A 17,715-nucleotide genomic window follows, 5' to 3' on the forward strand; every position below is an offset into this window, starting at 1 on the left:
GCTTGGCCTCGGCACGCGCTGACGGGAGAGGTTTGATCGACATCGCCAGCCCTTCCCTGATGCAGATCCGCAGCTCGCTTGGACCTGCTCCACCAGGGTCCGGGGTGAAGAGAACGTCACCCGGATCAACGCACTGAGACCCGACCGACACTCAACAGGATAGGTCTCCGACAGTGTGCGCTGCCAGCCACTTTCCGATCCGCTCACCAGCCAGCCGCGACGACTGGAGGCTCGAGCACCGCGGGCAACCCCCTATCACCCCCTGTCCGCTGCTGTAAGCCGTTCTCCGCGAGCCCGATCAGCCAACGCCGGCGTGCGTCGAAACCGCGCCCACGACCAGCGGATTCATTCGACTCTTGTTCCACTGCAATACCTTTCGGTCACCGCCGACCGCCGTGCCATAGCAACTCCGGACCGAGAACAGGCTGAAAACCGTGTGGCAGGGTCATCGGCTATGAAGACGATCCTGATCACCGGGGCCACATCTGGTATCGGTCTCGAGGCTGCTCAACAGATAGCCGCCGAGGGTGACCGACTGGTGCTCGTCGGACGCAATCCGGGCAAGCTGGCCGAGGCGGCGGAGCTGGTTCGCGCCGCCGGCGCGGGCGGCGTCGACACCCTCGAATGCGACTTCGCCTCACAGACCTCGGTGCGGCAACTGGCCAAAGCGATACTCGCACAGTACGACCGGATCGACGTGCTGGCCAACAACGCGGGCGGCTACCACCAGCAGCGAACCGAAACCGAGGACGGGATCGAGGCCACCTTCGCGGTCAATCACCTCGGTGGTTTCCTCCTCACCGAACTGCTTCTCGATCTGATGTTGCGCAGCGCCCCGGCGCGGATCGTGTTCACCTCCTCGGTCCTGCACTTCGGGAGCACATTGGATTTCGATGATCTCGGCTTCCGGCACGGCTATTCGGGAGAGAAAGCCTATAGCCGATCCAAGCTGGCCAATGTTCTGTACGCCCAGTCATTGGCACATCGCCTCGAAGGAACCGGCGTGACGGCCAACGCCTTCCATCCCGGCGCGGTGGCCACCAATATCTGGGACTCGGTGCCATGGTTCGGGCAGCCCTTGGTCGCGATCGCCAAGCGGCTGTTCATGATCTCCGCCGCCGACGGCGGCCGCGCCTTGACCCGCGTCGCCACCGATCCGGAGTTCGCCGATGTCTCCGGGTGCTACATCCAGGGAAATCGCATCAAGACACCGTCACGTCACGCACAGGACGACGCGATCAGGCAGCAACTTTGCGCCGTCAGCGCAACCCTGGTCGGGCTGCCCGAGTAGTCCACCATTCCGCTCCAGCGCAGTGGCTCTCCAGTCAGCGACAACGTTGTCGAAGCCCCAGCGACACAAAGGCAATGGCTATGCAACGTACCCGTTTCGAATCGATCGGCTCATACACGCCGGCAACTGTCCGTTCCACCGAAGAGCTGATCGCAAGCCTTGCGGTGCCCAGGTCATTGGACCTGGAGCGGATCACCGGTATCAAGAATCGGCGAGTCTATGACCCCAGTCCAGAACACTACGAATCGTCCTTCGATCTGGCCCTGCGCGCCATCGATGACTGCCTGAAGCACTCCGATTACGCGCCCGACGAGCTCGACATCGTCATCTCCGCCTCCATTACCCGTACTCGTGGGAAGGAAATCTTCTGCTATGCACCAGCATTCGGGCTCATGATCCGCAATGCGATCGGCGCGACGCAGGCACGGCACTTCGATGTCTCCAACGCCTGCGCGGGGATGATGACCGGCGTCATGGTGCTGGATCGCATGATCAAGACCGGCGTCGTGCGCAACGGCCTCGTCGTCAGCGGTGAACAGATCACACCGATCGCGGAGACGGCGGTGCGCGAAATCAGCGAGCCGTACGATCCGCAGTTCGCGGCCCTGACGGTCGGGGATGCCGCGGTGGCGGTGGTGCTCGACGACCGCGGCGGCGACCACGACGAAATCCACTACGTCGAACTCATGACCACGTCCGCAGGAGCCGAGCACTGCATCGGCATGCCGAGCGACCGTTCCAACGGGATCGCCCTTTATACCGACAATCGCGCGATGCAGAACGAGGCCCGCTACCTGCAGGCCATCAATCGCATGGCCATGTTCCTGAAGGACACCGGGCGGACCTGGGAGGGTGAGAAGTACGACTACTGGATCCATCATCAGTTCAGCGCGCCTGCCATCGAATACATCTCCAGTTTGACCGAGCAGCACTTCGGGACTCCGATGCCGCAGGCCCTCAATGTGTTGCACGAGTACGGCAACACGGCTTCGACCTCGCACTTCCTGGTGTTGCACGAATACTTAGCGCAACAACAGATCCCGAAGGGATCCAAGATTCTGATGATTCCGGAGGCCTCCGGAATCGTCTCCGGTCACCTGGCCGCGACCATCTCACGCTTGGAGGCCTGAGCCATGCCGACCGCCATCATCTCGGCCGCCACCAATTCCGATCTCGACACCGGCAGCTATTTCGAGCTCGCCACCCGTGCGGCTCGCACCTGCCTGGAGCAGTCGAGGGTCTCCGTTGATCGCGTCGGAATGCTGATCAACGCAGGCGTCTTCCGAGACAACAACATCTCCGAACCCGCGGTGTCCGCACTCATCCAGAAGCGACTTGGGCTCGGGCTCGAATACCGGCCCGGCGTGGTGCCCGCGTTCTCCTTCGATTTGATGAACGGCGCCACCGGCCTGCTGCACGCCATTACGACCGCCGAATGCTTCCTCGCCACCGGCGAACTCGACTACGCGCTGCTGGTCGCGGGCGACACCCATCCCTCGACGCAACGGTATGCCGCCGAGTTCCCCTACACCACTACCGCCGCCGCACTGCTTATCGGAACCAACAGCACCACAAGCGGATTCAGCACACTTTATACGGCCGAGACCGCCGGGCCCGCCGAACCGTCCGCATGGGTGGCGCTCGGCGCGGTCGGCGCGAACGGACGCATGGCGATGCGGGTGCGCGACGGCATGGAGGATCCGGTCACGCTCGCGGCCGAGGCAGTACGCGCCTGTCTGATCGGCGAAGGGCTCGATGGTGACGATTTCACACATGGACGCGCCGTTTTACTGGCGCCCGCACCAGCACTCGGATTCCACGCGCGCTTGGCGGAAGCGCTCGATCTCACTCCGGAATCGGTCATCGGCGTAGACCCGGCTATGGGCGACCCGTACTCCGCGGCTCCGGTCCACGCGTATCTGCGGGCGCGGGATACGGGCGCTCTCGCCGCCGCTCGCACAGTGCTGTTCCTCGCGGCCGACGATGCGTCGGCCGCCTGCCTGGCCTATCACTCGCAGCCACCGACCCATGCCATCGCATCGAGAGGTCGGCAGAGCGAAAGACACTGAGACAAATAACATCTCGTAAGGCAAGGACAGATCGTGGCGAGCGACCTACGCTGACTGCACCGGCTGGATCAAAGGGGGCATCCGGTCACGCCCCTGCAGCGACGACGCCGCATCTTCAGTGCACCCGAGTCGCTCGCTTCGATGGTGCCCGCCCACAGTCGGGATATCTCATCGACGAAGGGGCTCACCTATGCACCAACCGATCTCGCCGCACCGGATCGGTCAGGCCATAGCTGTCCTCGGCGATGCGAGCTCACTCGGCCTCATTGCCGAACTGCTCGAGGCCGACCCGGCAGCGGTACAGTCCGTCGCCCGACAGCTCACCGGGTCCGCGGATGCCCGCTTCGATCGCCGCGAGATCTCCGACCGAATACTGCGCGACACCCCGGAAGAGGTCCGCAACCAGTTGCGCTGTCGTGCGGCAGAACTGCTCTATCACAGGGGCTTTCCGGCGGAAGCGGTCGCCGATCAGCTGATCGACGCCGGTTTCGCCGGATACCCGTGGGCCGCCGACGTACTGGTCGCCGCGGCCGACGAGGCGATAGCGAACGACCAGATCGATCAGGCTGTCGATCGGCTCGAGTTGGCCTACCGCGCGACCGGCAATCCAGGTGATCGGGCGGCAATCACCATCAGGCTCATCTGTGCCGAATGGCGCAGCACCCCGTCGAACCGGACACGCAGCTTCACCCGACTCAGAGCGGCACTGTATGCGGGGCGAGTTCCCCGCCAGGTGCTGCCTGCCGCCATCATGTACCTGCTCTGGCAGGGGCAGGACCGGCACGTCGATCACGCACTGTCCCAACTCGATTCCCTTCGCGGGGACGAGATCACACCCGAGACGGAATTCCTGGCCGCGTGGCTCCGATACTCGCACCCGCCGCACGTCGAGCGACACCCGCGACTCGTCACTGCCCGACAACGACGACTACCGACGACCACCGATCAGCACTCGCCACACCGAAACGGCGCCGATCTGCTCGCGGGATTGTTCACCCGCCCGCTCAGCGAGATCGCCGCGCTCGCACAATGCTTGCTGACGCGCCATCGACTCGCCTCGACCACCACCGAAACCTTGGTGTCGGCGGTGCAATGCCTCATCTATTCCAACCAGCTCGACACCGCAGCGGCCTGGTGTGACGCGCTGCTGGCCGAGTCCGACGCGCGCCGGGCACCGACATGGCAGTCCATCTTCGCCGGGTTGCGTGCCGAAACCATGCTGCGCAAGGGCAACGCCGCCAGCGCGGCCAGCGACGCGATTTCGGCGTTGAAGCATGTGCCTGCCGAACATCTCGGTGTCTGGATCGGGACACCGATCGCCGCCCTGGTTCGCTCGCTCACCGTCACCGGCCGCCACGCCGAGGCCGAGGCTCAACTCCAACGCCCGACTCCCCCAAGCATGTTCGAGTCACGGTTCGGGCTGCCCTACCTGCACGCCCGAGGCCATCATCACCTCGCTGTCGGCCGCCCCGACGAAGCACTGCGCAATTTCCGCCGCTGCGGCGCCCTCATGCACCGATGGAAGATGGATTTCCCCTGGCTGATTCCGTGGCGCAATGACGTCGCGGCCGCCTACCTCGCCACCGGTGAACACCGCCAAGCCTGCGAATACGCGACAAGGCATCTGGAACTGCTCGGCGGCGCCGACCGACATCGCACCGGCGGTGTTTCGCTGCGACTACTGGCCGCCACCGGTGACCGCTACCAACGTGTCCGCCTGCTGCGGGATTCTGTGGCGATTGCCCGAGTAGGCGGCGACGAGCTCGAATTGGCAACGAACCTAGGTGAACTCGCCAAGGCGCACCGCGCCGTCGGCGATCGCGACAAATCGCGGACGCTCAACCGCGAGGCAGCCAGAATAGCCGAGTCCTGTGGCGCGGAAGTTCTGCTGCGCGATCTACGAAGCGGCCGACCGCAGCCGACGACACAGCCGCTCCCGCAACTTCGTTCGGTCTCCGGCGGTATCGAGACCCTGAGTCCCGCTGAACGACGCGTCGCGGAACTCGCGGCGCTCGGAAAGCGCAATCGCGAGATCGCCGACACCCTGGCCATCACTGTCAGCACCGTCGAGCAGCACCTCACGCGCGCCTACCGCAAGCTCGATGTCGCAAGGCGCAGTGAACTGCGATTCGTACTGCGGCCGTGCGGAACCGAATCGACGGAGTCCACCGCCTCGGCTACCGGGTAGCGCGGCGACCAATCGACCCCACCCACTACGCTGGGGCCGCCTCATAGGACCGACACCGCCCGCTCGTAGCGCTGAGGAGCAATCATCATGGCTACATCGAGTTTTACCGGAAAGTCCTGTGTCGTTACCGGTGCCGCCAGCGGCATCGGCCACGCCACCGCCGTACTGTTCGCCCGCCGCGGCGCCGCCGTCACCGCGACCGACATCAACGAGACCGGCCTCGATACGCTGCGCCGGATGCTGGCCGCAGAGGGCCGCACGATAGCGACCGTCACCGGAGACGTCGCTCGCCCCGAGGACGCGCGGACGATGATCAGCGCCGCGGTCGACGCAACAGGGCAGCTGGATATGGTCGTCGCCAATGCCGGGATCATCCCACTGTCGAGCATTCTGGAGACCAGTGCGCAGGATTGGGACCGCGTGATGGCGGTTGACGGCCGCGGCATGTTTCTCACCTGCAAATACGCTATCGAGCAGATGGTAGCCAGCGGGCGCGGCGGGGCCATCGTCTGTGTGTCCTCCATCAGCGGCCTGGCAGGCCAAGCTCGCCAAGCCGCCTACGGCCCGGCCAAATACGTCGCCTCCGGCCTCACCAAACACCTCGCCATCGAATGGGCCACCAGCGGCATCCGCGTGAACGCCGTCGCCCCCGGCACCATTCGCACCGAACGCGTCCGAGCGCTGGCAGCTGAGCCGGGCGGCCCCGAATACATCTCCGAGATGGTGGGCAAACACCCCATGGGCAGGCTCGGCGAACCCGACGAGGTCGCCGAAGCCATCGCGTTCCTCGCCTCCGACGCCGCATCGTTCATCACCGGCGCAATCCTGCCGGTCGACGGCGGCTACCTTGCTCAATAGCGGTCGCTGAGCACTCTCTCCGGTGAGAGGGTACCGAAAGATGGTAATTACGAGCGGCATTCGATCGACATTGGCCGCTCGATACCGAAAGGTATTAATACCGAATGGTATTCGGTCCCCATGCGGTTGCCAAATACCGAAAGGTATTGATACCGCAGGGTATTCTTATCCCCGTTTCCAGGGGAAATGCTTGGCAGACCGGAATTGTCCGCCGTTTGCCCTTTCATCACTCGCTGGCAGTGTGTACCGTCTGGATTTCTGAAACCCCTCACATGACAGGCCAGGAGCGCGGTGATCGGTATTGACGGCTGCCTGCAACGCATCATGGATATTCCCGGTGCGCGCAGCGTGACGCTGGTAGACGGCGCGAGCGGTCTCGCGATCGCCGCGGCCGGTCAGCACGATCTGGTGGACCAACACGAAGACGCCGCGGCCACTACCGACGTGGTCCGCGCGGTGCTCGGCTGCCCGGCGCTGGCGACCGGCCGCGACCACGACGACATCACCGAAATAACTGTCTGCGGGACCCGTGGTTATCACCTATTGAATCTGGTGAACGGCGACTTCGACGGCCGGCTTTTCGTACATGTTCTGTTCGACGACGACACCGGGAATCTGGCGATGGCGCGGTTTCAGCTCCGCGGAATCCTCGCCGAATTGGCCGAGGACGGTCATGAGCGCTGAACTCGCGGTCGACCACGAGGTGCTCTTCTGCCTGCGGGCGGCTTCGGAGGAGCTTTCGTGACCGCGCGGAAGAAACTGCTCGGCGAACTGATGGGAAGGTTGACCAAGGTGGCGATGTCCGGACCCGAACAGAACACGGTGGTGCTGGCGGAGCTGAAGTTGCTACGCGATCGCGTTCCGTGGCTGACCGGCACGCTGGTCGCGTCCAACGACGGGCTGCTCGTCGCGCACGATCTGCCGCCGCACATCGAGCCCTCCGGGATGGCCGCGATGGCCGCGGCGCAACTCTCGCTGTCGCACCGGCTGGCCACCACCGCGCACGGTGGCGGTTTCCACGAGGTGGTGGTCCGCGGCACCGGTGGGCACGTGGTGATCTACGCCGCGGGCTGGAACTCGCTGACTGTGCTGGCGAGCCCCGAGGTGAATGTCGGCCGGCTCCATCTGGAGTCACGCCCGGTGGCCCGCGCGATCACCGACCATCTGACGGCGATGACGAACGACCCCAGAAAAGACCAGGCAACCAACACCGAATGAAAGGAACGGACATGTCCAACATGGATCTGTCACTGAAGGACATGATGGTGATCGACGGCGCGATCGGCGCCGCCGTCGTCGACTACAACAGCGGCATGGCACTCGGCGTGCTCGGCAGTTCCAAGTCCCTCGACCTCCAGGTCGCCTCTGCGGGCAACACCGAGGTGGTGCGCGCCAAAATGCGCACCATAGAACAGCTCGGTATCAACGAGGATATCGAGGACATCCTCATCACACTGTCTGCGCAATACCACATCATCCGACCGATGACCGGCCGCAAGGCCAAAGGCTTATTCCTCTACCTCGCCCTGGACCGAGGCCGGGCGAACCTGGCGTTGGCCCGGCACCGCCTCAAGGGCATCGAGGAGGACTTGGAGGTGTGATCAGCGCGGAGGGTTCCACGGGATCAATACGATCTTTCCCCTGACCCGGCCGGATTCGCTGAGTTGATGGGCTTTCGCGACGTCCGCCAAGCTCAGCACCTGGTCGATCTCGACCCGGAGTTCGCCGCGTTCGACGGCGGCTGTGATCTCCCGCAGATCGGAGCCCGAGGGGACGACGTAATGGCGGTGGTATCGGGGATCGGTCTCCGCGTCGTTGCCCTGCGCGTCGATGATTCGGCCGCTCGTGGTCAGTACCGGCAGTGAGCGCGAGCCGTATTCGCCACCGACGAGATCGAGTACTACATCGACGTCCCGCACCGCGGCGGCGAAATCCGTTGCCGTGTAGTCGATCAGCTCGTCGGCACCGAGGCCGCGCAAGAATTCGTGATTCGTTGTGCGGGCGGTGCCGATCACGTGCGCGCCGCGCGCTCTGGCTATCTGTACCGCCAGGTGACCGACGCCGCCCGCCGCGGCGTGCACGAGCACTCGTTGTCCGGGCTGCAGCTCCGCGAGGGCCTGCCAGGCCGTCAGCGCGGCGGTCGGCAATGCGGCCGCGTGGACGTGATCCAGAGTCGCCGGTTTGGCGGCGAGTGCAACCTCCTGTGCGACAACATATTCGGCGTACGCGCCGAATCGGCTGAATACCATGCCGTGGACCTCGGCGCCGGGCCGGAATCGCGTCGTGCCCGCGCCGAGCTCTTCGATGACTCCGGACACATCGAAGCCGAGGGTGAAGGGCGGATCTCCGAGTCCACGGATCAGTCCCGAGCGGACCTTCCAGTCCGCCGCATTCACCCCTGTCGCGGCCACTCGGACCAACACCTCGCCCACCCCTGGTCGAGGCCGATCGACCTCTACCGTCTCGAGAACTTCCGGACCGCCGTATGTCTGTTGCGTGATTGCCAGCATGCCGATGATTCTGCGGCGGCCTAGTATCAATTGGAAAGAAGGCACCTTTCCGATACCGAGGTACCCAATGGATACTGCCTGGGACTGGGATCCCTCCCCCAACCTGGTCGAAAGCTACCTACGACATTGCCCGGCACGGGAAGTGCTGAGCGTGCTCGCGGACAAATGGGTGCTGCTCGTGCTCGGCGTGCTGCGCAAGAGCGACGGCCCGGTGCGATTCAACGACCTGCGCCGTCGTCTCGACGGCATCACCCAGAAGATGCTGACCAAGACCTTGCGCGGCCTCGAACGCGACGGCCTGGTTCGCCGCGACGTCTATCCGACGGTGCCGCCCCGAGTGGAGTATTCGCTCTCCGAACTCGGCGCCAGCCTCGGGGAGCTCAGCCACGCGATGGGCATGTGGTCGGAGCGACACCACATCGAAATCCTCGCCGCACGCGAGGATTTCGATGCCAGAGCGGCACGGGAGCCGCAGCCGCTCCGCTAGCGCAAGCGGGCGGCCAGCCGGGTGGCGTTCATGTAGGCGATGGCTTCGATCGACACCATCGGATTCACACCGGATGCGGTGGGGAAGCAAGATCCGTCCGCGACAACGAGATTCGGGAAACCCCACACCGCACCATCGGGATCCGTTGCCGAATCCGCCGCGGATCCGCCCATCCGGGCCGAGCCCATGATGTGTAGCGCACCCATCGCGCATCGACCGGGGTCGTAGCCCGCGCTGCGGCACTGTGCCACGAACTCCTCGAACGAACCATGCACACCCGGTTCGTAAGCGGGCCCCGACTGATGGCCGGAGAAGATTCGCCGGGCCCCTGCGGCTTCGAGAATCCTTGCGGCTCCTTCAATTCCGGAGTGCATGTGTTTCTTGTCGTGGCCGGACAGCCGATATCGGACCACGGCTTCGCCCCCGCGATCGATCGACACCGAACCGTGGTCGCGGTCGCGGGTGATGACCCCGACCGCGACCGTGTGCGCCAGGTTCAGCATGGCATCGCGATGCTGCGCGCCGCCGCTCCAGTTCATGAAGCCCACCGACATCGCCGGTGTCATGGGCCCGGTCTCGTAGATGACGCCGTACCCCGCGCCGTCCAGGTCGCTGTGCTGTGTCGAGTAGCGGGTCTGCATACCGCCCTCCCACGGGCGGATTTCTTCGTCGAACGTCCCGAACACGGCGGTCGCAGGGTGTAGTCGCAGGTATCTGCCGATGTTCTTGCCGGTGATGCCGGACCTGCGCAGCAGTGCCGGAGTCTGAATCGCGCCTGCGGCAACGACAACAGCGCGGGACCGGATGGTGATCGCATTTCCGGCGGCCGTGACGGCTTCGACGCCGGCCGCGGAACCCTTGTCCACCATGATCTTTCGGACATCGGTACCGATCAGCATCCGAGCGCCGTGCTCGGCGGCGTCGGCCAGCCAGGTCTTCACAACCGATTGTTTGGCACCGATCCGGCAGCCGAAACCGCAACGGCCGCACTCGATTCCCGCATCACAGTTGCGCACATTGCGCGGCATCGCATCGATGTGCCAGCCGAGCTGGGTCGCTCCGCGCTCGAGCACGGTATCGCGAGCGGAGATGGCGGAATGGTCGCGGTTCATCGAGATCCGGCGTTCCACCGCGTCCAGTGCCTCGGTGAACTCATCGGTCGCGAACTGCTCGGCGCCCACTCGCGCCCATTCGTCGCGCACCGCGTCGGGTGTGCGGAACGACGTGGTCCAGTTGACGACCGTGCCGCCGCCGAGACAAGTCCCGGCCACCAGACCGAGTTGCCCTTCCGCGGTCGTGGCCGGACCGGGAGCGTACAAACGCAGCAACCCGTCGAGCTCACCGGAACCGAAGTTCTCGTCGTCGTAGTATCCGCCGCGCTCGACGACCACCACCTCCAAACCGGCCGCGGCCAGCACCGCCGCCGCGGTCCCACCGCCAGCGCCGGACCCGATCACCACTACGTCACAATCCAGGGTCGTATCCTCGGTCGGCTGCACGGGCCGCAAACGGGGTGCGGGCGCGTCTGGCAACGGGCCGGGCGGCGGCGCGAATCCCATTCGCTCCCAAGCGGGATGGACGCCGGTCGGCCCGGACGCCACGTAGTAGGCCGTCACCGCCGCCGACTTCAGCGCCTGGAACAACGCGCGCTTACGCGCGACCCTGGAGCCGCCGAGACCGAGCAGCGCCTGCTCACGGTCCTCCGGACTCAGCGAGGAGAACCGCCGCGCGCCTCGGCCCGTGAGCACACCGAACGTTCGGGAATCCCAGGCGTTGAGCAGAACGTCGAATGCCTTCTTGTCGGCCGCGCTCGGATTGCGTTCGAGCAGCTGCTCGACAACGTCGACGGCCCCGATCTGCGTCGCGGAGGGCAGATCGGGCCCGTCTCCTGGTGTGAAGGTGTCGCAGATGAGGCCGAGCGTAGCTCGCTGCTTGGCAGTCAATGGCATGAGCGAGAAGCATATTGGCTAATTCACTCACCGGCAGCGGAAGCCCGTGAGAACGCGGCGGTACGCAGGTGACTACGAGGCCGCTCGGGTAGCGGTAGTGCGGCTACCCGAGCGCAACTGCTTCGAGATGACTCGCGGTCAGCTGAACCGTGCCCGCTCGAATTCTCCGTTCAGCACTCCGGACCGGAATGCCTCGACCTCGGCCGAACTGAAGTGCAACTCCACCCCGTCCACCGGCTGCGGCGCGGCCGCGTCGGCACTGAAAACGTAGCCGCCGTTGTCGTGCCGCGTCGTCAAGTACGGCCCCTCGGCGCGACCGGCCCGCAGACCGTCTTGGAAGGCATCGAACTGCTCGTCGGTGAAGTACAGAAGCTGCTCGCCGGACAGCGTCGTATCGAGGGCGATGTGCTCATCGGCAAGCTTGTCGTCCCAGACCGCGGTCCAGCCGTCCCGGCGGGCGACGCGAACACAGTTCTGTTTGGGTGAACTGGCCGCTGCCTTGATGAATTCGCCAATAGTGAAGGTCGGCTCCATTGTCGTTCCTTTCTACGGGGTAAAACTGGTAGGCGCAGCAACTCAGGAGTCACTACCCTCCCGTGTTACGGCGTATAGCCGACGGCCGCGAAATTACACGGCCGTGCCGGATGATCGACATCTACGGGTCGATCCGGCCGCCAGTCGGGGGCATAGACGATGCCCGGCTCGACCAGTTCGAAGCCGCCGAAGAGGGCCGCGAACTGGTCGCGGCTGCGCAACGTCACTGGATCCGACGTTTCGTCGTACAACTCGGCGGCCGAGGCCATCTGCTGCTGGATCTCCGTGCCCGCGTCATCCAGCGACACATGGGTCATGGCGACGTAGCTGCCCGCAGGTAGTCGGTCCCGCAATCGAGCCATCAGTTCCAGCGGGCGCTCCGACTCCGGCACGAACGGCCAGACGCTCACGATCAGCAAGCCGACCGGCTGGTCGAAGTCGATGAGGCGGCGGGTGTCGGCGTGATCGAGAATCAGGTCGGGGTTGCGCAGGTCGGCCTCGACGATCGCCGTTGTGTCGAGAGCCCTTTGGCGCAGCAGCAGATCGTGGGCGCGGTTGACCGCTTCCAGGTCGTTGTCGACATAGACCACGCGCACGTCGGGAGCGGACTCGCGGACCACTTCATGGGTGTTGCCGCCGGTCGGCAGGCCGGATCCGATATCGAGGAACTGCCCGATACCCTGCTCGACCATGAATCGCGCGGCGCGACCGAGGAAGTCGCGGTTGTGATGCGCCCAGGTATCGAGGTGGGAAAATCGCGCGAAGACCCGCTCGGCGAACAGCTTGTCCGCATCGAACACAGGCTCGCCGGTCAGGTAGTAGTGATACAGGCGAGCGGCGGACGGTACGCGCGGGTCGATCTCGCGCGACTCGAAGTCGTTGGCGGCCATGGAGGCTCCTGTTCGTGCGGCTTACGAGCGGTTCATCACGAGGTAGCTGTTTTGCGACGGAACGAGCGGGCGACGTGCTCCATGAACTGCCGCGAATCCTCGGCGCTGAGCGCGGCAGCGCTCAGCCGCGACCAGACGGTTTCACGACGCGCGACGGCGGGTTTTTCGTCGATGTAGCGGATGTCGCCCTGGAGTTCGTCGATCGCCATCTCCAGATCTCCGGCCGCACCGGGCGAGGGCACCCGGATCAGCGTGTACCGGTCCTCCATCCCCGCACCGTTCGTCGGGATCGCGAACGGCAGCACTTGGATGAGGATGTTCGGTCTTCGGGATAGGTCGCGTAGGTGCTCGATCTGATCGACCATCACGTTGCGGTCACCGTATTCGCGGCGCAGGCAGGACTCGGACAGGATCGCGCGGAACTCGGGCGGATTGCGCTCGACCAGGATTTCTTGCCGAGCGAGTCGCGCCTGCACCAAGTCCTCGACAGTGATGCCGTCGGCCTCGCCCGCACCGGGGATCTCGGGCTTGTGCAATGCACGGATGTAGGACTCGCACTGCACAAGACCGGGCATGATCTCCGCCTCCGCCGTGCGCAGCAGATCGGCGTGCGCCTCCAGATCGACCAGTAGCCGCAGCTCTTCGCTGTAGGCGCGGCGATGACTTGTGCTCCAGTAGCCGCGCCGGTGATTGTCGCGCCTGAGCTCGAGCAGGGTCTCGACGTAGCTCGCGTCGCCGAAACCCAATCCGCCCGCCAGCTTTTCGAGATCGCCCACGGAGATTGTGCCAATGCCGTTGATGAGCCCGTTGATTCGACTCTGGCCTACCTCGATGATCTTCCCCGCGTCGGTCTGACTGATGCCCGCAGTCTTGATCATGTGCTCGATTTCGCGCCCCAGCAGCAGTTTTCGTGCGGTTCGCGGTCGCGTAGCCATGGCCCCCAGCGTATCCAACTGCCCCGATTATTCCGCTCCACTTCCTGAAGCGTGATAATCACGGTACATTTAACACATTCACGATATCACGGAACGCCGAGGCAGCGGGCGTCACAGACCGCAGTTCCCGCAGCTCGGAGAGGGGCATCGGCTGATGACGACCAGACCGATTGCCGACGATGAGATGCGCAGGAAAGCCCCTGCGCCGCTACCTATTTCAGCTCGCAAACCCGCCACATCCGGAACCGTGCCGGTAGTCGGGAAGCGGATCGCCGCCGGCCACCGCTGTTGCCTATCGGACGGCACCGAACCGGAGTTGAACGACCTCACCGCGAGAGCGATACTAGCCGCCGAACACACCCTGCCGTGTGATCGATGGCTGGCGGCGGCCGCGTATATGTCGGCCGACCTGGATGACGACTAGGGCATGGACTGGATCCATATAGGGAGACGCCATACGGAGCGGCGTCTGCGAGCGGAGCACAGATGACTATCCATGACGCACAACAGTTTCGGCGGCGGCAGACCGCGGCGGCGCCTCAACGGCCCGGCCTGCTGCCGAACGCCGAGGAGCTGATGGAGGCAATACATGACGACGGGTCGAGCAATCACCCGCTGGCGGTGTCGGCGAGCCATGCCGGCAGCCTGCACCGCCGGCGTATGGACGATCCCGCCCGCGTCGCCGAAATCGACACACACCGAGGGCAATTGATCACCGCGATCGACATGTGGGTGAGCCGAAACGTGCCGACGGCACACACTGGCCCGACCATGCACACCGAAGGGCTCGGGCCCGTCGTCGACCGCCTCGCCGAGCGACTCGTGCAGGCCGAGCACGCCACCCGATCACTACCGCCGAACCACACAGAGGCACGCCGAGCCCGTAATCGCCTCGATGAGATCAGCACCGCCTACGACGCGCTGGTCGCCGAGGTCCTCGGCGGCAAGCGCCAACTCCCCCGCGCCACTGCCCGGAGATAAACAGCCGCCGACCGGAAGGCCCCGATTGCGAGGCCCGTCACGATGACTTGCCCGTGAAACAGTTGTGAGAACGCAATGGTTGCGTGAATACAACGGTTGAGGAGTTGACGCCGCGGCGCACCGCCATGGATGCGCCCGCCACCACCGTGGTCGTCAACAATCTCGAAGAATTGGGTCTGGTCGTCCGCGAGGTGGACCCGACGAACCGCAGACGCAAGCACGTCTCCATCACACTGGCGGGCCGCGCCGTGCTGGCCCAGGCAATGGCCACCCCCGACCCGGTCGCCGCCCTATCCCCCGACGACCTGCGGACGCTGCGCGACCTGTTGCGCAAACTCGAGCGCTAGACCTGGCGAACGATCAACGGCGGAAACCGAGCAGGTCCACCAGCCGGTCGAGCTGGAGCTCGAACAGTTCGGCCCGATCGACGAAGGTGTCACGGCCGTACATATCGAAGACGTCGAAGCTCACCGCACCGAACATCGCGCTCCACACCGTGATCCCGCGAGAAAACAGCCAGTCCGGCGCATCGAGCTCGAACTCGATGCGGATCTGCTCGAAGCTCGGCGCGAGCGCGGGAGATACGGTGACAGGCTCGGAGGGCTCGGCGAGCTGTCCGGCGCGGTAGGCCTGACCGTAGATCCGCAACAGCGCGGCGATCACCCGGACGCCCGGGGCGACGGTCTGTTCGGCGGGCGCGTCATATCCCGGCACCGGCGTGCCGAAAAGTAGCCCGTACCAAGCAGGTTCGGCCAACGCCCAGGTGCGCACGGCCCGGCCGACCACCCGCAATCGCTCCTCCGGGTGCTCGGGCGCCTGCGCGAGCGCCGCGTCGACGGCATCGCCGAGCGCGTTGTAGCCCTCCACCACCAGCAGGGTGAGCAGCTCGTCTCGGCTGCGCACGTATCGGTAGACCGCCGAGGAGACGACGCCGAGGTCGCGCGCCACCGCACGCAGCGACAGCGCGGCGGCACCGTCGGTCGCCAGATGTTCGCGGCCGATCCGAACGATGTCGGCCATAGTCTGCGCGCGGGCACGGGCGCGTGGAGTCGTCGGCATGACACCACCGTGCATTTTTCAGAGAGCAATGTCAACAACCGCGAGCACTGCTCTTGACGAGAGATATCGACCGACCATGTGGAACACCGCCGCCTGGAAAACCCCGCTGTGAACTGTCACTACCTGCCCGTATCCACTTGCTGACAGCCCACAATCGGACCGAACCTACTCGGTAGTAGTGTTAGCGGTGTCACTGAGGACACTGATCGAGGAGCACCGTATGGACCAGCGAGAGACGGATTTCGACGTACTCATCGTCGGTTCAGGGTTCGGCGGCAGCGTGACCGCGCTGCGGCTGGTCGAGAAGGGCTACAAGGTCGGCGTGCTGGAGGCGGGTCGGCGCTACGCCGACGACGAGCTACCCGAGACCAGTTGGGACCTACGAAAGTTTCTGTGGGCACCCAAGCTCGGTTGCTATGGCATCCAGCGTATCCACCCGCTGCGCAACGTCCTCATCCTCGGTGGCGCCGGAGTCGGCGGTGGTTCGCTGAACTACGCCAACACGCTGTATGTGCCGCCGGAGCCCTTCTTCCAGGACGCACAGTGGCGCGACATCACCGACTGGCGCGCCGAACTCACCCCGTACTACGAGCGGGCGCAGCAGATGCTCGGTGTGGTCCGCAATCCGCACATGACACCGGCCGACGAAATCTTCAAGCAGGTGGCCGACGACCTCGGCGTCGGCGACACCTTCGTGCAGACTCCGGTCGGCGTGTTCTTCGGCGAGCCGGGCAAGACCGTGGCGGACCCGTATTTCGGCGGTGTCGGACCCGAGCGCACCGGCTGCCTCGAATGCGGTGAATGCATGACGGGCTGCCGGCACGGCGCCAAGAACACCCTAGTCAAGAACTACCTGTACCTCGCGGAAAAGGCAGGCGCGCAGGTTGTTCCGATGACAACGGTCACCCAGCTGCGCCCGCTTCCGGACGGTACCTGGGATGTGTCGACCGAACGCACCGGAGCCTGGGTGCGCAAGCGCCCGGCGACCTACACCGCCCGACAGGTCGTCCTCGCCGCGGGCACCCTCGGCACTCAAAAGCTGCTGCACGCTATGCGCGACAAGGGTGTACTACCCGAACTGTCCGATCGCCTGGGCCAACTCACCAGGACGAATTCCGAATCCATCGTCGGAGCCGCGACCAAGAAGGTCACCCCGGGAGTGGATTTCACCAAGGGCGTCGCAATCACATCGTCAATCCATCCCACCCACGACACACATATCGAGCCCGTCCGGTACGGCAAGGGCTCCAATGTGATGGGTCTGATGCAGACGCTGATGGTCGACGGCGGCGGTCGGATGCCGCGTTGGCTGCGGTTCCTCGGCGTTGTGCTGCGCAACCCGCTAACGCTGCTGAGTTTCCTCAGCGTCAAGAACTGGAGCGAGCGCACGATCATCACGCTGGTGATGCAACACCTGGACAACTCCATCACGACCTACACCAAGCGAGGCGTGTTCGGCCGCAAGCTGACCAGCAAGCAGGGCCACGGCGAACCGAACCCGACCTGGATCCCGGCGGGCAACGACGTCACCCGACGAGTCGCGGACAAGATCGGCGGCATCGCGGGCGGCAGCTGGGGCGAGATCTTCAATATCCCGCTGACCGCACACTTCTTGGGCGGCGCGCCCATCGGCGCCGACCGGGAAACCGGTGTCATCGACGCCTACCACCGCGTGTACGGATACCCGACCTTGAGCGTCGTGGATGGCGCCGCGGTGTCGGCGAACCTCGGTGTCAATCCCTCGCTGACCATCACCGCACAGGCCGAGCGGGCCGCGGCCTACTGGCCGAACAACGGCGAGCAGGACACACGTCCGGAGCAAGGCGTTGCTTACCAACAGATCTCGCCGGTAGCGCCCAACAGTCCGGTCGTGCCCGCTGGCGTACCGACCGCGCTGGTGTTGCCGATCGTCGAGATCCGCAGCGGCCGTGGTGCGGCCGACGAGAGCGCGACCGCCTGAACCT

At 65.1% G+C, this 17,715-nt stretch carries 19 protein-coding genes; 13 read left to right on the top strand and 6 right to left on the bottom strand.

The features are described 5' to 3' along the window. Positions 1 to 454: 454 nt before the first annotated feature. The 8 genes from ACFQZZ_RS02075 (at position 455) to ACFQZZ_RS02110 (ending at position 8,007) form a co-directional block, all read left to right on the top strand. On the top strand, positions 455 to 1,291 hold the full coding sequence (locus tag ACFQZZ_RS02075; protein ID WP_378672971.1) for an SDR family oxidoreductase: 837 nt from the start codon (positions 455 to 457) through the stop codon (positions 1,289 to 1,291). Between the two features lie 80 nt (positions 1,292 to 1,371). After that, complete coding sequence (locus ACFQZZ_RS02080) at positions 1,372 to 2,421, top strand: 3-oxoacyl-ACP synthase III family protein (protein ID WP_378672974.1); 1,050 nt, start codon at positions 1,372 to 1,374, stop codon at positions 2,419 to 2,421. A 3-nt stretch (positions 2,422 to 2,424) separates the two neighbouring features. Continuing rightward, positions 2,425 to 3,360 carry a hypothetical protein gene (locus tag ACFQZZ_RS02085; RefSeq protein ID WP_378672977.1) on the top strand — a complete coding sequence of 312 codons (936 nt, stop codon included), beginning with the start codon at positions 2,425 to 2,427 and terminating at the stop codon, positions 3,358 to 3,360. A gap of 190 nt (positions 3,361 to 3,550) precedes the next feature. After that, on the top strand, positions 3,551 to 5,548 hold the full coding sequence (locus ACFQZZ_RS02090) for a LuxR C-terminal-related transcriptional regulator (protein ID WP_378672980.1): 1,998 nt from the start codon (positions 3,551 to 3,553) through the stop codon (positions 5,546 to 5,548). An 87-nt stretch (positions 5,549 to 5,635) separates the two neighbouring features. After that, positions 5,636 to 6,406, top strand: a complete 771-nt coding sequence (locus ACFQZZ_RS02095) for an SDR family NAD(P)-dependent oxidoreductase (RefSeq protein ID WP_378672983.1) — start codon at positions 5,636 to 5,638, stop codon at positions 6,404 to 6,406. Positions 6,407 to 6,697: 291 nt separating this feature from the next. Then, a complete protein-coding gene (locus ACFQZZ_RS02100) occupies positions 6,698 to 7,090 on the top strand; it encodes a hypothetical protein (protein WP_378672986.1) in 393 nt (130 codons plus the stop codon). A gap of 57 nt (positions 7,091 to 7,147) precedes the next feature. Then, on the top strand, positions 7,148 to 7,624 hold the full coding sequence (locus tag ACFQZZ_RS02105; protein WP_378672989.1) for a roadblock/LC7 domain-containing protein: 477 nt from the start codon (positions 7,148 to 7,150) through the stop codon (positions 7,622 to 7,624). A gap of 11 nt (positions 7,625 to 7,635) precedes the next feature. Further along, positions 7,636 to 8,007 carry a hypothetical protein gene (locus tag ACFQZZ_RS02110; protein WP_378672992.1) on the top strand — a complete coding sequence of 124 codons (372 nt, stop codon included), beginning with the start codon at positions 7,636 to 7,638 and terminating at the stop codon, positions 8,005 to 8,007. On the opposite strand, the gene ACFQZZ_RS02115 is transcribed toward ACFQZZ_RS02110, so the two are convergent. After that, entirely contained in the window at positions 8,008 to 8,916 is a 909-nt protein-coding gene (locus ACFQZZ_RS02115; protein WP_378672995.1) for an NADP-dependent oxidoreductase, read from the bottom strand. A gap of 67 nt (positions 8,917 to 8,983) precedes the next feature. Between ACFQZZ_RS02115 and ACFQZZ_RS02120 the strand changes: the two genes are divergently transcribed. After that, entirely contained in the window at positions 8,984 to 9,403 is a 420-nt protein-coding gene (locus ACFQZZ_RS02120) for a winged helix-turn-helix transcriptional regulator (RefSeq protein ID WP_378672998.1), read from the top strand. On the opposite strand, the gene ACFQZZ_RS02125 is transcribed toward ACFQZZ_RS02120, so the two are convergent. From ACFQZZ_RS02125 to ACFQZZ_RS02140, 4 genes are all read right to left on the bottom strand, one after another. Beyond that, a complete protein-coding gene (locus ACFQZZ_RS02125; RefSeq protein WP_378673001.1) occupies positions 9,400 to 11,352 on the bottom strand; it encodes a GMC family oxidoreductase N-terminal domain-containing protein in 1,953 nt (650 codons plus the stop codon). The two genes, ACFQZZ_RS02120 and ACFQZZ_RS02125, sit on opposite strands and share 4 nt — an antisense overlap. A 138-nt stretch (positions 11,353 to 11,490) precedes the next feature. Next, positions 11,491 to 11,886 carry a hypothetical protein gene (locus tag ACFQZZ_RS02130; RefSeq protein ID WP_378673004.1) on the bottom strand — a complete coding sequence of 132 codons (396 nt, stop codon included), beginning with the start codon at positions 11,884 to 11,886 and terminating at the stop codon, positions 11,491 to 11,493. 65 nt (positions 11,887 to 11,951) lie between these two features. Beyond that, the gene (locus ACFQZZ_RS02135; RefSeq protein ID WP_378673007.1) at positions 11,952 to 12,776 is read right to left on the bottom strand and encodes an SAM-dependent methyltransferase; all 825 of its coding nucleotides are present in this window, start codon (positions 12,774 to 12,776) and stop codon (positions 11,952 to 11,954) included. Positions 12,777 to 12,811: 35 nt separating this feature from the next. Next, positions 12,812 to 13,711, bottom strand: coding sequence for a helix-turn-helix domain-containing protein (locus tag ACFQZZ_RS02140; RefSeq protein WP_378673010.1), 900 nt, complete (start codon positions 13,709 to 13,711; stop codon positions 12,812 to 12,814). 154 nt (positions 13,712 to 13,865) lie between these two features. Between ACFQZZ_RS02140 and ACFQZZ_RS02145 the strand changes: the two genes are divergently transcribed. The 3 genes from ACFQZZ_RS02145 to ACFQZZ_RS02155 all read left to right on the top strand — a co-directional run bounded on the left by ACFQZZ_RS02145 (position 13,866) and on the right by ACFQZZ_RS02155 (position 15,039). Next, on the top strand, positions 13,866 to 14,135 hold the full coding sequence (locus ACFQZZ_RS02145; RefSeq protein WP_378673012.1) for a hypothetical protein: 270 nt from the start codon (positions 13,866 to 13,868) through the stop codon (positions 14,133 to 14,135). 62 nt (positions 14,136 to 14,197) lie between these two features. Next, on the top strand, positions 14,198 to 14,692 hold the full coding sequence (locus tag ACFQZZ_RS02150) for a DUF4254 domain-containing protein (protein ID WP_378673015.1): 495 nt from the start codon (positions 14,198 to 14,200) through the stop codon (positions 14,690 to 14,692). 83 nt (positions 14,693 to 14,775) lie between these two features. Next, positions 14,776 to 15,039 carry a MarR family winged helix-turn-helix transcriptional regulator gene (locus ACFQZZ_RS02155; RefSeq protein ID WP_378673018.1) on the top strand — a complete coding sequence of 88 codons (264 nt, stop codon included), beginning with the start codon at positions 14,776 to 14,778 and terminating at the stop codon, positions 15,037 to 15,039. 13 nt (positions 15,040 to 15,052) lie between these two features. Here the strand turns inward: ACFQZZ_RS02155 and ACFQZZ_RS02160 are convergent, their stop codons facing one another. Then, positions 15,053 to 15,751 (bottom strand): TetR/AcrR family transcriptional regulator, encoded by a 699-nt coding sequence (locus ACFQZZ_RS02160; RefSeq protein ID WP_378673020.1) that lies wholly within the window; start codon positions 15,749 to 15,751, stop codon positions 15,053 to 15,055. A 220-nt stretch (positions 15,752 to 15,971) separates the two neighbouring features. On the opposite strand from ACFQZZ_RS02160, the gene ACFQZZ_RS02165 reads away from it, so the two are divergent. After that, entirely contained in the window at positions 15,972 to 17,711 is a 1,740-nt protein-coding gene (locus tag ACFQZZ_RS02165; protein WP_378673023.1) for a GMC oxidoreductase, read from the top strand. Positions 17,712 to 17,715: the final 4 nt, after the last annotated feature.

Source organism: Nocardia sp. GCM10030253 (assembly GCF_042675075.1).
GTDB lineage: Bacteria > Actinomycetota > Actinomycetes > Mycobacteriales > Mycobacteriaceae > Nocardia.

Excerpts from the sequence above, each read along its gene's own strand:
- ACFQZZ_RS02075 (WP_378672971.1), top strand. The coding sequence starts at position 455 with ATGAAGACGATCCTGATCACCGGGGCCACATCTGGTATCGGTCTCGAG.
- ACFQZZ_RS02080 (WP_378672974.1), top strand. The coding sequence starts at position 1,372 with ATGCAACGTACCCGTTTCGAATCGATCGGCTCATACACGCCGGCAACT.
- ACFQZZ_RS02085 (WP_378672977.1), top strand. The coding sequence starts at position 2,425 with ATGCCGACCGCCATCATCTCGGCCGCCACCAATTCCGATCTCGACACC.
- ACFQZZ_RS02090 (WP_378672980.1), top strand. The coding sequence starts at position 3,551 with ATGCACCAACCGATCTCGCCGCACCGGATCGGTCAGGCCATAGCTGTC.
- ACFQZZ_RS02095 (WP_378672983.1), top strand. The coding sequence starts at position 5,636 with ATGGCTACATCGAGTTTTACCGGAAAGTCCTGTGTCGTTACCGGTGCC.
- ACFQZZ_RS02110 (WP_378672992.1), top strand. The coding sequence starts at position 7,636 with ATGTCCAACATGGATCTGTCACTGAAGGACATGATGGTGATCGACGGC.
- ACFQZZ_RS02115 (WP_378672995.1), bottom strand. The coding sequence starts at position 8,916 with ATGCTGGCAATCACGCAACAGACATACGGCGGTCCGGAAGTTCTCGAG.
- ACFQZZ_RS02120 (WP_378672998.1), top strand. The coding sequence starts at position 8,984 with ATGGATACTGCCTGGGACTGGGATCCCTCCCCCAACCTGGTCGAAAGC.
- ACFQZZ_RS02125 (WP_378673001.1), bottom strand. The coding sequence starts at position 11,352 with ATGCCATTGACTGCCAAGCAGCGAGCTACGCTCGGCCTCATCTGCGAC.
- ACFQZZ_RS02130 (WP_378673004.1), bottom strand. The coding sequence starts at position 11,886 with ATGGAGCCGACCTTCACTATTGGCGAATTCATCAAGGCAGCGGCCAGT.
- ACFQZZ_RS02135 (WP_378673007.1), bottom strand. The coding sequence starts at position 12,776 with ATGGCCGCCAACGACTTCGAGTCGCGCGAGATCGACCCGCGCGTACCG.
- ACFQZZ_RS02140 (WP_378673010.1), bottom strand. The coding sequence starts at position 13,711 with ATGGCTACGCGACCGCGAACCGCACGAAAACTGCTGCTGGGGCGCGAA.
- ACFQZZ_RS02145 (WP_378673012.1), top strand. The coding sequence starts at position 13,866 with ATGACGACCAGACCGATTGCCGACGATGAGATGCGCAGGAAAGCCCCT.
- ACFQZZ_RS02150 (WP_378673015.1), top strand. The coding sequence starts at position 14,198 with ATGACTATCCATGACGCACAACAGTTTCGGCGGCGGCAGACCGCGGCG.
- ACFQZZ_RS02160 (WP_378673020.1), bottom strand. The coding sequence starts at position 15,751 with ATGCCGACGACTCCACGCGCCCGTGCCCGCGCGCAGACTATGGCCGAC.
- ACFQZZ_RS02165 (WP_378673023.1), top strand. The coding sequence starts at position 15,972 with ATGGACCAGCGAGAGACGGATTTCGACGTACTCATCGTCGGTTCAGGG.